This window comes from Klebsiella sp. RHBSTW-00484, from assembly GCF_013705725.1.
In the GTDB taxonomy this organism is placed as follows: Bacteria; Pseudomonadota; Gammaproteobacteria; order Enterobacterales; family Enterobacteriaceae; genus Klebsiella.
In genome coordinates this window covers 20,852-35,014 of sequence record NZ_CP055485.1, presented here as the reverse complement: position 1 = coordinate 35,014, position 14,163 = coordinate 20,852, and the positions used below count along the sequence as shown (strand labels likewise).

Annotated in this window: 13 protein-coding genes and 2 pseudogenes; 3 read left to right on the top strand and 12 right to left on the bottom strand. The window is 46.9% G+C overall.

Going from position 1 to position 14,163, the window contains the following annotated elements:
• Positions 1 to 107: 107 nt before the first annotated feature.
• From HV213_RS32465 to HV213_RS32450, 4 genes are all read right to left on the bottom strand, one after another.
• A complete protein-coding gene (locus HV213_RS32465) occupies positions 108 to 1,058 on the bottom strand; it encodes an ArdC family protein (protein WP_181213162.1) in 951 nt (316 codons plus the stop codon).
• Positions 1,059 to 1,368: 310 nt separating this feature from the next.
• Positions 1,369 to 2,205, bottom strand: coding sequence for a macro domain-containing protein (locus HV213_RS32460; protein WP_115105208.1), 837 nt, complete (start codon positions 2,203 to 2,205; stop codon positions 1,369 to 1,371).
• Positions 2,206 to 2,252: 47 nt separating this feature from the next.
• Complete coding sequence (locus tag HV213_RS32455; RefSeq protein WP_115105210.1) at positions 2,253 to 2,807, bottom strand: TIR domain-containing protein; 555 nt, start codon at positions 2,805 to 2,807, stop codon at positions 2,253 to 2,255.
• A 47-nt stretch (positions 2,808 to 2,854) separates the two neighbouring features.
• A complete protein-coding gene (locus tag HV213_RS32450) occupies positions 2,855 to 3,505 on the bottom strand; it encodes a YkgJ family cysteine cluster protein (protein ID WP_115105212.1) in 651 nt (216 codons plus the stop codon).
• Between the two features lie 475 nt (positions 3,506 to 3,980).
• Here HV213_RS32450 and HV213_RS32445 point away from each other — a divergent pair, with 475 nt between their 5' ends.
• From HV213_RS32445 to HV213_RS32435, 3 genes are all read left to right on the top strand, one after another.
• Complete coding sequence (locus HV213_RS32445; RefSeq protein WP_044715113.1) at positions 3,981 to 4,970, top strand: recombinase family protein; 990 nt, start codon at positions 3,981 to 3,983, stop codon at positions 4,968 to 4,970.
• Between the two features lie 153 nt (positions 4,971 to 5,123).
• Positions 5,124 to 5,744: a ParA family partition ATPase gene (gene parA, locus HV213_RS32440; RefSeq protein ID WP_044715110.1), complete on the top strand. Its 621-nt coding sequence runs from the start codon at positions 5,124 to 5,126 to the stop codon at positions 5,742 to 5,744.
• A gap of 38 nt (positions 5,745 to 5,782) precedes the next feature.
• On the top strand, positions 5,783 to 6,010 hold the full coding sequence (locus HV213_RS32435) for a plasmid partition protein ParG (protein WP_044715105.1): 228 nt from the start codon (positions 5,783 to 5,785) through the stop codon (positions 6,008 to 6,010).
• 15 nt (positions 6,011 to 6,025) lie between these two features.
• Here HV213_RS32435 and HV213_RS32430 read toward each other — a convergent pair.
• The 8 genes and pseudogenes from HV213_RS32430 to uidC all read right to left on the bottom strand — a co-directional run bounded on the left by HV213_RS32430 (position 6,026) and on the right by uidC (position 14,125).
• Positions 6,026 to 6,723 (bottom strand): IS1-like element IS1B family transposase gene (locus HV213_RS32430; protein ID WP_095033700.1). Its coding sequence is split into 2 segments (ribosomal slippage): positions 6,026 to 6,474 and positions 6,474 to 6,723, totalling 699 coding nucleotides; the frame shifts between segments, so codons are not numbered across the junction.
• A gap of 141 nt (positions 6,724 to 6,864) precedes the next feature.
• Positions 6,865 to 7,068: pseudogene (locus HV213_RS33470) on the bottom strand (aldehyde dehydrogenase family protein); the annotation flags it as partial.
• A gap of 78 nt (positions 7,069 to 7,146) precedes the next feature.
• A pseudogene (locus HV213_RS33465) lies at positions 7,147 to 7,272 on the bottom strand (integrase core domain-containing protein); the annotation flags it as partial.
• A 70-nt stretch (positions 7,273 to 7,342) separates the two neighbouring features.
• Positions 7,343 to 8,131 (bottom strand): Uxu operon transcriptional regulator, encoded by a 789-nt coding sequence (gene uxuR, locus HV213_RS32420; protein ID WP_181213170.1) that lies wholly within the window; start codon positions 8,129 to 8,131, stop codon positions 7,343 to 7,345.
• A gap of 217 nt (positions 8,132 to 8,348) precedes the next feature.
• Positions 8,349 to 9,779, bottom strand: a complete 1,431-nt coding sequence (gene uxaC, locus HV213_RS32415; RefSeq protein ID WP_058656698.1) for a glucuronate isomerase — start codon at positions 9,777 to 9,779, stop codon at positions 8,349 to 8,351.
• Between the two features lie 19 nt (positions 9,780 to 9,798).
• Positions 9,799 to 11,268: a fructuronate reductase gene (locus HV213_RS32410; RefSeq protein ID WP_071446540.1), complete on the bottom strand. Its 1,470-nt coding sequence runs from the start codon at positions 11,266 to 11,268 to the stop codon at positions 9,799 to 9,801.
• Positions 11,269 to 11,374: 106 nt separating this feature from the next.
• Positions 11,375 to 12,559: a mannonate dehydratase gene (uxuA, locus tag HV213_RS32405; protein ID WP_071446539.1), complete on the bottom strand. Its 1,185-nt coding sequence runs from the start codon at positions 12,557 to 12,559 to the stop codon at positions 11,375 to 11,377.
• 300 nt (positions 12,560 to 12,859) lie between these two features.
• A complete protein-coding gene (gene uidC, locus HV213_RS32400) occupies positions 12,860 to 14,125 on the bottom strand; it encodes a glucuronide uptake porin UidC (protein WP_058656695.1) in 1,266 nt (421 codons plus the stop codon).
• Positions 14,126 to 14,163 lie beyond the last annotated feature (38 nt).

Sequence of the window (14,163 nt, the reverse complement as noted above, 5' to 3'; positions counted from 1 at the left end):
TGGTAAACGGTAAGACACTAAAAAAACAGGTAGTTATAAAAAATAGATAATCTCTGATTATCTATCAGAAAATTTGAAGCCCTGCGGCGTGCAGGGCTTTACCATCCTCAGCAGTCCATCAAATACCGATGCGCTTTAGATGCGGCACTGGCCGCTTTGAAAATATAACGTTTATCGTCTTTCAATGATTTCAGCCATGATGCAATATAGCTTTCATGCTGAACCTCTCCCACAACGCCTAAATCAGCCATCATGAACGCGCTTCCAAGTTCGGCGATCAGTTCTTCAAAGGCGTACCCTTCCGATCCGAATCTCCCTTTCATTTCACGATTTAAACGGCTTTTCGCCCCGCTCCAGTGAACCAGTTCATGCAAGCCGGTGGCGTAAAAATTCGCGGCATCAGTAAACAAATGACGCTCCGGCAACCAGATTTCATCCGTTAGCGGTTTAAAAAATGCCTGTTGGCCACTTTCGGTAATGTTCGCGCCTGTACGCTGGAATAGTGCTTCAACCTGCGGCAGCGGATCAAACTCTCCTACCGCCAGTGGTTCAATTTCGGCACCAATTTCCAGCCCGTCGATTTGCTCAACATTAAACACGGTAAAAGTTTTCAGCATGGGAATTTTTTCAATCTCGCCATCCTCCGCTTCTTTTTCCAGCGTCTTGTAAAAGATGGCTGTAGTACCATGCTCACCCTTACGAACCTGTGCGCCCTGATCCTGAGCCTGTTTGTAGGTCAACCAGCGAGAATCATTAAACCCCTGCTTTGCTGCACTGCACCATAACAGCATGATGTTCATCCCGCTGTAGGCTGTGCCGGTGGTGAAGTTTGACGGAATACCTGACACCGCACCGTTACGCTTCCACGGACACACCCACGGTTTAACCCCTATTTCTAACGCTTCGATGATACTGTCAGTCACAACCTGGTAAACATCTGGTTTGGCCTTGCCTTTAGAAAATTTCGTTTTTGAGGAGCCTGACTGCTCCAGCGGGGATACGCTGGTCGCCGGTGCGGGATTAGGGGCGCTTGTTTGGGTATGCAGGTTCATAGTCATGGTTGTTTCTCCGTCAGTGTGAATTTCGTCTTCGTATCGCCTGACGGTTCGGCCTCCCCGGAGTCGTTCTGGCCAGCAAGGGCGCGAAGCGTTTATATACCCTTGCTGACCAGGTTGTGACGGGGAACGATTACCGGAAGCTGATATGAAGAAGAAAGACTCACAGGAGAAAATGACGGCGAGCATACCCGGACTTAGCGACCCTTATGCCGCAGTGGTGAAATGCCGTTGCGTCAGTAATGGAAACCCATCGAGGTGATATAGGTTCCCTAACTCAATGCGGCGGCACTACGCAATGCATAAAAATAGATTACAGTCCATTTCTTGCTGTTTTTAACGCAAGAAGATTAACTTTATCTATTTTTCCTTCATGTATAATTACTGTGAGTTTTGCAGGGTGTTTGAAACGCATTTCACTTATCCTGAAAGTCCATAACATTATCTTCAAAAGATCTTCTTCATCAATTGTCTTATGTCCTTTTATTCTAGTTACCCCTGATCCAAAAATAGGAACAGACACACTTTTCTGAGCATAAACACGATTAACCTTATCCCAAAAACTTATTAAAAACTCAAGGTATTCAGGCATCGTTAAATTAGCTTCATTCTTATTATTGAATTTAGAAAGAGCGGTCAATATATAATCACCATATACGCATATTGTGCCTATCTCATATGTTTGTTTTTTACCTTTAACTCTCAACTCATTAACATCTTTAATTTCATCCGGTTCAAAATCATAGTTTTCAATATAACGATCCAACTCCATCACAGTACCCGGTAAATGGTCTATGATAAACTTCCCATTTAGACTATTGGCCGCAATTATTTTATCATCCACTTGAGTATCAAAATATTCATTGAATGCGATAACCTTTAAGCCTTCCTGTTTAAAAATATCCCCTGCCTTCACTGTAACCGTACTACCTTCAATAGTTAAATCTATTTCCCTGAGAGCGTTAGCCCTGTACCAAAAATAAAAATAACCGGCAAGAAGAATTAGAATACACGAAACACCGGCAAATATCTTTTGATTTGCAGGAATATCAACAAATATAACTATCGCGCCAATAAATCCGAACAATCCTGACGCATACCCCTTAAACTCATTAAAAACCTGTTTATCACACAAATTAACTTTAGACATATCCATTCCTAAAAAAAGCGCCAAATTGACGCCTTTAGTAAGTTTAATTATACTTTATACCTATAAACATCAGGTACACCCTTGCTCTTCACCATGAACTTTGAATCTTCAAGTGAATGTTTAATAAGGGCTTTATCCATTGGTATATGCAGCGTAGGAACTGAAGACATAGAATCTCTAAATACAGGGATTTTCCCCCATAAATTCTGTATCTGTGGTTTCAATATATTATTATTAAGCAAACTTTCCTTTGTATTATAATCAGGGTAAATGACAATAATCGGCAAGCCTAATGTATTAACACCATAATCGATCTCTTCTCGCAGAGCGCGAGAATTGATTGTTCTCTCACTTAAGAAAAGGATGATATTTTTTGAGTTCCGCAAACGCAGCCTAAGTCTCGGCATTAGCGTTAATTCCCAATTACTACCATCACGCACATTATAAGTAGTATCGTGAGAATTATTAAATGGAAAGCTAGAATCTGCGCCCTTCCACATCCGTAAAGTATTATAGTAAACAAAATCCTTTGTTGCATGTGCACCTAAAGCACTTTCATTAAAAGGTTCAGCAACATAAAAGGCGCAATAATTTCCACTCATTTATCTAACTCCTTTAATAAAATTAAATATATTTATTTTTCAACACATCAACACGGTGGTCGAGGATGATTATTCTTAATAAAACCCTGAATATCTTCCCTATCATATGGGAAAAAATCTCTTATATCCCTAAACTCAATCCCTCCAAAAGTATGATATGTTTGAAAGTAAATCCACTCAGCGGCAGTTTTATAAATAAAATTCCCCATATTCGCACTTTGCGCGCCATACTGCATAACCTGGGCATCAAGATCATTACAAAGTTCTGGTTCAGATAGTACGTGGTAAGTCCGACAAAGTAATGGCCTGTAATTATATATAGAACACGTTCCTTTTTCGGAAAGAAACGGGCAAGAAGACTCATGGCCTTTTGATAACGGAGAATTTCGGTGAGGAATAGAGCTTGCAAGCGCTATATATTCAGCTTCAAAAGGTGTTAACTGCACATCCATCTTACAACATGCAGAACATCCTTTCTGGCAAGTTGTAAAAGTGCTTACAAAATCCTTATTGAACCGGGTTAGAAAGGCATAAAGCTGTTTCAGCTTAAGCAAAAGCGTGCCAGGTTGCCTGTTCATCCTGTCAAGAAGTGTTTTCAATTCATCAATGTATTTATCCGGCACTGGCTTTAAGTTTGAATAGCCAGGGAGGCTTTCTCCAGGTTCAAGATGGATGACTGAGTTAGGTTTTATTTCCATAGTATTTTCCAAGCTACAGTATTATTGAAGAACACCCACATATAGCAATTAAGCATCAACGCAAAAACACTATAAGTGTCAACTCTGTAAGCGCCGAATGCCAACACTATTTTCCATAGGTTTTTCACGACCAGCACCACTCTTGCTCATCGTATCTGTTGTATTTATGTGACAACGTGACTTTTTTCACATTCCCGTCGAGGATTCGGTGAAACTCTACTCCGCAAATCCACCGCCCGCTCAAAAGTTATCCACTATTTCTGTGGATAACACCACACCTTGTATGCCGATCAGCTACGGTCAATACTATATAGTGCCGGACGGGGTAGGTTCCAATCACCCGTGGGGGGCGTTCTGCCCTGCCCCGCTCCGACCAGCGGATTTTGGTACTATATAAGTATACCTTCCTCGTACCACTGCAAGCTGGTACTGTTTAAACACACACGACACACTTAAACAGAACCGGTTCTCAAAAATGACCCAAACAGTACCGACCTGCTTTGTTCGCGCTTATCTTCGTGCCTCCACGTCCGAACAGGATGCATCACGAGCACGTAGCTCTATCGATACTTTCGCCACTGAGCACGGGCTGGCCATCTGTAACTATTATATTGAAAATGAGTCAGGTTCACGCCTGGAACGTCCTGAGCTTTTCCGGCTGCTGAAAGACTGTCGGCAGCGCGACATCTTACTTATTGAAGATGTTGACCGCCTTTCACGACTGGCCGGGAATGACTGGATCACGCTCAAGAAAATGATTGCCAGGAAAGATATAAGAGTCGTGGCCGTTAATGTTCCCACTACCTGGCTGCATTTATCTCCGGGGCTGACCGATTTTGATAACCGGATGTTTTCGGCCATCAATGACATGCTGCTCGATATGCTGGCCGCAGTGGCCAGACGCGACTATGAGCAGCGGCGGGAACGCCAGAAACAGGGGATCGCCAAAGCAAAAGCTGAGGGCAAATACCAGGGCAGAAAGGTTAACCAACATCGCTATGATGCCATTAACCGGCTGCTGGCCAGCGGCAGTTCCTGGAGCCAGGTTCAGAAGACCATCAATTGCAGTCGTGGCACCATTAGCCGGGCGATTAAACAGTGTCCCCCAGTTACAGCCCTCCCCTCTCTTTCCGGGCAGTCTGAGAGTGCTACCGCATTTTCCGTGACAGCCACTCTGTGGGTGCCGGTGCAGAACGGCAGCAAATTTACCCGTGGGAAGAAAAAGGTCAGAGAAGATATTGCCTGGCTGGTTGAGTGCGACTATGACGGAAAGGTGTTGGACAATAATGAGTACAGCCTGATTTTTACGTATAGCGATGAAGCCGATTTGAAAGAGCAGATTGACGAACTTTTTGACGAGATATACCGCACCGCTGAGATACGTAACTGCGTGGTCGATGATATGACGCTAACCAATGATGCGACGAATCAGGGCTGGAATGAATACGATGGAGGTTGGCAATAATTTCCTGAGAGAAGCTTAAACCAAAATTTCCGCCAGTTCTAACATTCAAAAAAACACTCATATACTCATTCACACACAACAAACACATTTACTCATTTGTGTTTTTGTGTATAATTAAACTCAAATGAGTAAACACACAAATGAGGTTTAGACATGAAAATTATCGCGTTCCTCAACCCTAAAGGTGGCTCCGGTAAAACGACTGCAACAATCAACGTCAGTAGCTGCCTTGCCAGTTCGGGTAAAAAAATTGCAGTTGTAGATACAGACCCACAGATGAGCCTGACTAACTGGAATAAAGCAGAGAAAGCAGCATTCGATGTTTACACCGCAGCATCAGAGAAAGACGTTTACCAGGTAAGAAAAGATCTGGCTGAATATGACTTTGTGATTATTGATGGAGCCGGTTCTCTGTCAGTTATTACTTCCGCAGCGGTGATGGTCAGCGACCTGATTATCATCCCGGTAACACCCAGCCCTTTGGATTTTTCCGCTGCCGGTTCTGTCGTCACGGTACTGGAAGCCCAGGCTTATAATCGTCCGGTAGAAGCTCGATTCCTCATCACACGGAAAATCGAACAAGCCACCATGCTTAACGTTCTGAAAGATAGCATTGCTCAGACGGGTATTAAGCCGTTTAAAACTGCGATCACACAACGCCAAAGTTACGTTAAATCCGTCATGGAGGGTGAGAGCGTTTTCGATACCAACGATGGAGCAGCAAAGGGCGAGATAGCCATTCTGACGCGAGAAATACTCGAATCATTTGAGTAAAAACTCATATACTCATTTCAGCATATTAGAGGTTATGTATGGCACTAACTAAGCAACATACATCAAAAACAATGAGTTTCGGTGAGCATCGAGATCTTGAAAAAGTCGTCAATAGCACACCCACGGGAAAGCAAAAGAGAGTCAACGTTAACTTTGATGAAGAGATACATACCCGCTTCAAAGCTGCGTGTGCAAAACAAGGTACATCTATTACTGATGTGATAAAGGATTTGGTCGATAATTGGCTGAAAGAAAATGACAAGTAAGGTAATGACTCCAACTTATTGATAGTGTTTTATGTTCAGATAATGCCCGATGACTTTGTCATGCAGCTCCACCGATTTTGAGAACGACAGCGACTTCCGTCCCAGCCGTGCCAGGTGCTGTCTCAGATTCAGGTTATGCCGCTCAATTCGCTGCGTATATCGCTTGCTGATTACGTGCAGCTTTCCCTTCAGGCGGGATTCATACAGCGGCCAGCCATCCGTCATCCATATCACCACGTCAAAGGGTGACAGCAGGCTCATAAGACGCCCCAGCGTCGCCATAGTGCGTTCACCGAATACGTGCGCAACAACCGTCTTCCGGAGCCTGTCATACGCGTAAAACAGCCAGCGCTGGCGCGATTTAGCCCCGACGTATCCCCACTGTTCGTCCATTTCCGCGCAGACGATGACGTCACTGCCCGGCTGTATGCGCGAGGTTACCGACTGCGGCCTGAGTTTTTTAAATGGCGGAAAATCGTGTTGAGGCCAACGCCCATAATGCGGGCGGTTGCCCGGCATCCAACGCCATTCATGGCCATATCAATGATTTTCTGGTGCGTACCGGGTTGAGAAGCGGTGTAAGTGAACTGCAGTTGCCATGTTTTACGGCAGTGAGAGCAGAGATAGCGCTGATGTCCGGCAGTGCTTTTGCCGTTACGCACCACCCCGTCAGTAGCTGAACAGGAGGGACAGCTGATAGAAACAGAAGCCACTGGAGCACCTCAAAAACACCATCATACACTAAATCAGTAAGTTGGCAGCATCACCCAGTTTGCCAGTCGATTTGACTGTGGCGATAAAAGACCCGGCCAGGTGCTCGGGTCTTTATCGAACTAAATATGCTTCAAGCGCGATCAGAAGGGAGCGTTGATATCCACCACGTTGATCAACTTGTGGTTGACGAACTCTTTCAGGCCTAAGTCGATCAGTTCACGACCATAGCCGGAGCGGCGGATGCCGCCAAAGGGCAAATCAGCCTTAACCATGGTGGGGTGGTTGACAAACATCATCCCGGTAGAGACTTGCTTGGCTACCGCCAGACCGCGCTGTTCATCGGCTGGTGGTTTGTGTTTGTCAATGTTTTTTGGTTGTATCTTAAATAGTACTGATCCTGACTCAAAATCAGTGATCTTCGTCTTTTGCAGACTTCGGATAAATTCAGCCGGAGTCATGTCATTTAATGATGAATGCGTTCTCTCATGATTGTATTCCCTGCTCCAGTTGTTGAGTTTGTCCTGCGCATCTTCCAGTGACAGGAACCAGTAAGTGTCCATACGCCATTTATCCAGAATTTTCGAGATAAAGCCGTTACTTATTGCGGTTGGATTCTGTTCAAGCGTTAGCATCACGTAATGGCCAGGATTCGAAGAGGTAACCGTCGAAATTAAGATCATCAACATCTGAGAGTTCCAGCAGGCGGTTTTTCACATTCTCAAGATGCTGCCACATGGCTAATTTCGCGGCCCGTGCATCTTTTTTGATTAAAGCAGCAAGGATCTGTTTGTGATCGACCAACCATTCCTTACGGTACTGTGTATCACGTAAATGAAGATGGAGCTGAATCCACATGGGATTATTAACACGCCACTGCCAGGACTGCTTAAACAGCTCAACCAACATGCTATTATGAGTCGATTCAGCAATTGCCAGATGAAATTGCATATCACCGACCTCGTGATCGTCAGAAACTGCCCCCTCCTCCTGCAACTGCAAAGCGCGGCGCATTTTTATGATGTCTTCACGGGTCGCCTGTAAGGCGGCGAATTCGGCTATGTTACTTTCCAGCAGTTGTCGGGCCTGGAGAAGTTCAAAAGGACCGGCATCATTACACTGGTTCGGTGTATTCTCGTCGCTGCTCTCTTCATCTCTGACGACCCCCTCTTTCCCATCAGGAATGCGTACCACAAAAATACCAGCGCCCCGACGAACTTCAACGATGCCTTCGATTTCCAGCATGATCAACGCTTCTCGAACGACCGTACGGCTGACTTCCAGCATGTCTGCTATTTCGCGTTCTGGCGGTAATCTCCCACCTACGGCATATTTTTTCTCACTGATCATCAGGCGCAGCATAGAACCCACTTCCTGGTAGGGACGCTGCTGGAATAGAGCTTGTTTCATGGTGGCTGTAGCTTCACTTTTACCAAAATAACCCCGTAATATCGGGGATTACTCAGACTATAGCATAAGTTGTCAGTCAGCTATAGCCACACAAATCAAACAAGGATACCAATTAAATGCTAAACAAATACAATACCTTAACTTGATTTATAACATGGAAAAATGCACCGAAAGAAAAAATTGGCTGACCAATCACTGCCTGCGGTGCCTCACATTATTAGCTGACAAATAATGCCTGATTCACCGTAAAATAGCGCTGAGCATTATTGAAACAAATGTCCTGCACCATACGACTCAACATTACTTCATCATCAGGGATTTCGCCCTCTTCAGCCCATCGGCCAATCAGGTTACACAATAAACGTCGGAAATATTCATGCCGGGTATAGGACAGAAAACTACGAGAGTCGGTCAACATGCCGACAAACTGACTTAACAACCCCATCTGTGATAGCTGTTCCAACTGGCGCAACATGCCATCTTTCTGATCATTGAACCACCAACCAGAACCAAACTGTACCTTCCCGGAAATACCCGGCCCCTGGAAGTTGCCAATCATCGTCGCCAGCACTTCGTTATCACGTGGATTGAGGCAGTAAAGAATCGTTTTCGGCAGCTCGTTGGTCATATCCATGCTATCGAGCAACCGGGCAAGCGGCTGACTGATATTATTATCGCCAATTGAGTCAAAACCGCTGTCCGGCCCAAGTAAACGGAACATTCGCGTATTGTTGTTACGAATAGCCCCAATGTGCAGTTGCATCACCCATCCCCGTGCCGCATACTGGCGCCCCAACCAGACCAAAACCGCCGTAGAAAATTGCGCAATCTCCAGCTCGCTGAGTTCATTGCCCGCGAGACGTTTAGCAAGAATAGTGTCGAGCTGCGCGTCGTTCGGTATCTGGGCAAAACGCACCGTTTCAATACCGTGATCCGACGCGCGGCACCCATGTGCAACAAAATGATCGAGACGACGGCGCAGCGCACAGCGCAGATCATCGAAGCAGGTAATGCTAATATCCGCTGCAGCTTCCAGCTTATGCAGATAATCAACAAAACCCTCCAGCTCGATTTTAAAGACCCGGTCAGGACGCCAGCTCGGTGCAACATCGATATCAACGCTTGCATCCTCGGCGATTTGCCGGTGATACCGCAAATCGTCAATGGGATCGTCGGTAGTGCCGACCATTCTTACATTCATCTGTCGCATGATCCCGCGGGCCGAAAACTCTGGGGTAGCCAGCTTTGCGTTGCAGTGTTCCCAAATAGCATCAGCGCTTTGCGGATCCAGCAGCGTATTCGTGATGCCGAAGGGACGACGTAACTCGAGGTGCGTCCAGTGGTACAGTGGGTTACCTAGTGTTTTTGGCACCGTGTCCGCCCAGGCAAGATATTTTTCGTAATCACTGACTTCTTTCCCGGTAATGAGTCTCTCCTCTACCCCCGCAGTACGTAGAGCTCGCCACTTATAATGGTCCCCTTCAAGCCAGATTTGCCCAAGATTTTCAAAACGGCGATCCTGCGCAATCTCTTTCGGGCTCAGGTGGCAATGGAAGTCGTAAATGGGCATTACTGCCGCATACCTGTGGTAGAGCGTGCGGGCAGTCTCATTTTTGAGTAAAAAGTCTTCCGTCATAAATGCAGTCATGGTTTTTCTCCTTTATTAATCACTGTAGAGATTCAAGCACCGCGCGTGCCCCGCGCTGTTCCAGCCGGACGTACGTCTCCATGACCGCATTTACGAACGAGCTATTTTCTGGCAGATCGCGACCAAAAATTGACTCAATTGCCAGTAGCGCACGCACACGTTCTTGCGCGCTATGATACTGCTGATGGATGGCCTGATAGCGGGCAAAAAGTGGATCAACGATATCTATCTTTTGTCCTTTATCGTCAAGCCCACTAACGTAGCGCATCCATCCAGCAACGCCAAGAACCAGATGACGATGATCGGTTCCCTTTGCCAAATGGATACGAATTGGATCAAGCAGGCGTTGCGGTAGTTTCTGACTGCCATCCATTGCAATCTGCGAGGTACGGTGCCTGAGTGAAGGGTTGGTAAAACGGGAGAGTAGCAAATCAGCGTAGCCCGATAAATCAGTGCCCTCAGGCATCGACAACGTGGGAGCTTGTTCATTCAGCATCAACTTCCGTACCGCCTGACGATATTCTGGATTAGCCATGGTATCGGCGATTGTTTCATAGCCGGCCAGATAGCCAAGATACGCCAGAAAAGAGTGACTGCCGTTCAGCATCCGTAGTTTCATCATTTCAAATGGTACGACGTCTTCGACAAACTGTGCCCCGACGTTGTCCCACTCCGGTCTGCCATTGACAAAGTTATCTTCTATCACCCACTGACGGAAAGGCTCGCAGGCTATACCACAGGGATCGAACACACCAAGCTGATCGGCAATCAGTTGCAGTGTCTCTTCCGTTGCTGCCGGAACAATACGGTCAACCATGGTACAAGGGAATGTTACGTTTTGCGCAATCCACGTCGCCAGCTCCGTCGAACGTGCCTTTGCCAGTCCTATAACCGCCGCTCTGGCAACGAGACCATTCTCTCGAACGTTATCACATGACAGAACGGTAAATGGCCTTATCCCCTGCAGACGACGCATGTCTAAAGCCTCAACGATGTATCCAATAGCCGACTTAGGTTGTTGTGGTGATATAAGGTCATGTTTAATCAGAGGGTTGTTCAGATCTAACTTGCCGCTAGCAGCCTCCGTGCAGTAGCCCTTTTCCGTCACTGTCAGAGAAACAATCGCCGTCTCGGGACGCGCCATGGCTTTCAGAATCCCGTCACATCCATCAAATTCAGGGTGCAGAGCTTCTTTCATTGAGCCAATGATCTTGAGTTCTGTTATTTCCGCTCCGCGTTCTGCGACGGTATAAAGCAGATTTTGTGCTCTAAGGCTTTCAATCAACCGTGCATCGTTCCCCGGCATCAGGTTAACTTCACAGATCCCCCAGTCGCTGTCGCTACACTCCAGTAAATGGTGAGTAAACAACGCCTGATGTGCACGGTGAAACGCCCCGCATCCCAGGTGGACGATACGGGAAACCAGACGTGAACCGTCCCATTGCGGACGGGTAGCGGAAAGCGAGCCGCTAACGATATTTTGTTCCATGGCAAACTCCTGTCGTGCGATGACTTCACCCACGAAATGTGGGTGAGTATGTGTCTACTGCAGTGGATATAAACGCTGAATGCCCGGTGACGCCACCGGTGGAAACTTAATGACTGAAGAAGGCTCGCTGAATCGCCAGTTCGACTCCTCGTACTTCAGCCAACCCTTTTAGACGGCCAATTGCCGAGTAGCCCGGGTTTGTTTTCTTTTTCAAATCGTCCAGCATCTGATGCCCATGGTCAGGACGCATAGGGATCAGATCCTCGTAGCCTTCGGCTTTACGGCGATACTCTTCCTCGACAATGGCCTTCACCACGGCATACATATCCACATCACCATACAGATGCGCTGCTTCATGGAACGTTTTTGGGTTATCTTCACGCAATGTTGAGCGTAAATGCGTGAAGTAAATACGTGGGCCGAACAGTTGAATCATACTGACCAAATCGTTATCCGCACGGACACCGTAGGAACCGGTACACATGGTGAAACCATTCGCCATGCTGTTGACGGTCTCCACCATCCACTGCATATCTTCAATGGTGGAGACTATACGCGGTAGACCTAGGATCGGGCGCGGCGGGTCATCAGGGTGTACCGCCATACGAACGCCGGTCGCTTCGGCAACCGGAACGATGGCTTTGAGGAAATACGCAAAGTTGTCACGCAATTTTGCTTTATCAATATTTTGATAAGTCGCCAGATGGGCGCGGAACTGATCTAGCGTATAGCCCTCTTCTGCTCCCGGAAGACCAGCAATTATATTGCGAGTCAGGCGTGCTTTATCTTCTTCACTCATGGCAGCGAAGCGCTGATTGGCCAGCTCTATCTCTTCTGCTGTGTAATCAGTTTCTGCCCCCTGGCGTTGTAAAAGGTGTAATTCAAACGCTGCGAATTCTATCTGGTCAAAACGCAACGCTTTTGAACCATCCGGCAAAACATATTCAAGATCAGTGCGAGTCCAGTCCAGTACAGGCATGAAGTTGTAGCAAACGGTGTAGATCCCGCATTGTGCCAGGTTACGCAGCGTCTGTTGATAATTGTTTATCCACAGATCGTATTGACCACTGTGGGTTTTGATATCCTCATGAATCGGCACGCTCTCGACCACAGACCACTCGAGCCCCGCCTCTTCGACAATAGTTTTACGCGCCAGAATCTCTTCAACAGACCAAACCAGCCCATTCGGGATATGGTGTAATGCGGTTACCACGCCACTTGCGCCAGCCTGACGTACATCGGCAAGCGTTACCGGGTCATTAGGGCCATACCAACGCCAGGTTTGTTTCATATTTCAACTCCTCTCTTACGATGAGATCGCTGTTTTATACAGCTCAAACAGGCTATAGCCATGTTTAGGGGGGACGAGTCATACAGTCAAACAACCCGCCAAACAAGCCAACCTATTGGTCGACCAATTAATTTTTTAATAAATGCCAATCCGTTCTTCATCGCACATGCTTCGTCAGGAGTCTCAAGGCCATACTCAGGCAGGTGCTGATGAACAAGTTAAGCAACTACCGAAAGTCACAACACCCCAGCTATTCTGAAGCCATCCGATGTCGTAGTGAAAATGCCCCTCCCGTTAGCATTACCGCAGCATAAAGTCATACTGGATGCTCATCTTCACATCCCAGTAATTAAGCCTGTCACCTAGCGAACTGCCGTCGCGCTTTTCACGGCCCTTATCGGCGGCAAGGAATATATTCATCCCGCTGAGCGGCCCCTCGGCAACCCGATAGTTAACCGCGCCGAGCAGCCCCATACCTTCAATTTGTACATCTCGCTGACTGGATTCGTAGCCACGGGTGACAACTGGTGCCAGTGTTAAAGTCAGCTGCGGTGTCAGTCGATAGTTGGCCCCCATCTGCCAGGACTGCATCCCTTCGCGGTTGCGATCGAGGCTGAGTGAGAAGGGATAGCCAATATCTGTATCAACCACCGCACCATTCATCGAATGGCGGAGATATCCACCGCTGGCGAAAAGACTTCCCCACGGCGCACTCCAGGTCAACTGACCGCTGACCAATACAGTCTCATTCGGCTGGCTGGACGAGCGGCTCACCCCATCAAGTCCGGCATAGAAACCCAATAGCTCGCCCTTCAGGGCATATCCCGACGACAACGGAATTGTTTGTTCAATAATGCTCTGCAGCTGGTGAGATACATCTCTCTGTACTGAGCCTCCCAGTGAATAGCGGCTACGATCATCATGCCAGCTGGCGGTTAAAAATGAGCGAGTTCGATGTTTATCGTATTTTCCGGTCTTACTGTTATATACACCTTCATCACGAATACCGGTTGCCGAGTCGGTCCATTGAAATACTCGTGTGCGCCACATTGCCCAAAGCTCAAGATTCTCTGTCGGAGCGAAATAACCTAAAGCGCCTTCGGAAACCGTAGGTAACGTACGCTGTGAACTGCTACCAATAAGGGGGATTCGCCACGGTAAACTCCCGTAACTATAATCCGTTCCAAAACGCCCTATTTTCAATCTAAAATTGTCACCAGCCTTTATTTTTAGAGCGCCAAGTGCATAGCCAAAACTTTCATGCCCATCTAAGTACCAGCGTGTACTCATATTATCTCGGGCACCAAGTTTATAAACGTAATAGGCACCACCCTCTACCCCTATAAATTGAGAGTAATAACCACTATTAAAATCAACAAGCCCTCCCTGCACCCAGGCATATATATTTCCCCCAGTGCCGGCGCTGGGTTTGTCAGCCCTGCGCAACTCATTTTTCAATCTAAATCTTAATGCTGCTTCATCGTCAGAGATTTGTTCCGCTAACACAGAGGTACACACCGAGGCCACGGCTATAGCAATAGCCGTTAAACGTGTTATTTTATTCATCGTTTAACCTTTGGTTTTGTAATTGTTTTATAATAAAA

Excerpts from the sequence above, each read along its gene's own strand:
- HV213_RS32465 (WP_181213162.1), bottom strand. The coding sequence starts at position 1,058 with ATGACTATGAACCTGCATACCCAAACAAGCGCCCCTAATCCCGCACCG.
- HV213_RS32460 (WP_115105208.1), bottom strand. The coding sequence starts at position 2,205 with ATGTCTAAAGTTAATTTGTGTGATAAACAGGTTTTTAATGAGTTTAAG.
- HV213_RS32455 (WP_115105210.1), bottom strand. The coding sequence starts at position 2,807 with ATGAGTGGAAATTATTGCGCCTTTTATGTTGCTGAACCTTTTAATGAA.
- HV213_RS32450 (WP_115105212.1), bottom strand. The coding sequence starts at position 3,505 with ATGGAAATAAAACCTAACTCAGTCATCCATCTTGAACCTGGAGAAAGC.
- HV213_RS32445 (WP_044715113.1), top strand. The coding sequence starts at position 3,981 with ATGACCCAAACAGTACCGACCTGCTTTGTTCGCGCTTATCTTCGTGCC.
- parA (WP_044715110.1), top strand. The coding sequence starts at position 5,124 with ATGAAAATTATCGCGTTCCTCAACCCTAAAGGTGGCTCCGGTAAAACG.
- HV213_RS32435 (WP_044715105.1), top strand. The coding sequence starts at position 5,783 with ATGGCACTAACTAAGCAACATACATCAAAAACAATGAGTTTCGGTGAG.
- uxuR (WP_181213170.1), bottom strand. The coding sequence starts at position 8,131 with ATGAAACAAGCTCTATTCCAGCAGCGTCCCTACCAGGAAGTGGGTTCT.
- uxaC (WP_058656698.1), bottom strand. The coding sequence starts at position 9,779 with ATGACTGCATTTATGACGGAAGACTTTTTACTCAAAAATGAGACTGCC.
- HV213_RS32410 (WP_071446540.1), bottom strand. The coding sequence starts at position 11,268 with ATGGAACAAAATATCGTTAGCGGCTCGCTTTCCGCTACCCGTCCGCAA.
- uxuA (WP_071446539.1), bottom strand. The coding sequence starts at position 12,559 with ATGAAACAAACCTGGCGTTGGTATGGCCCTAATGACCCGGTAACGCTT.
- uidC (WP_058656695.1), bottom strand. The coding sequence starts at position 14,125 with ATGAATAAAATAACACGTTTAACGGCTATTGCTATAGCCGTGGCCTCG.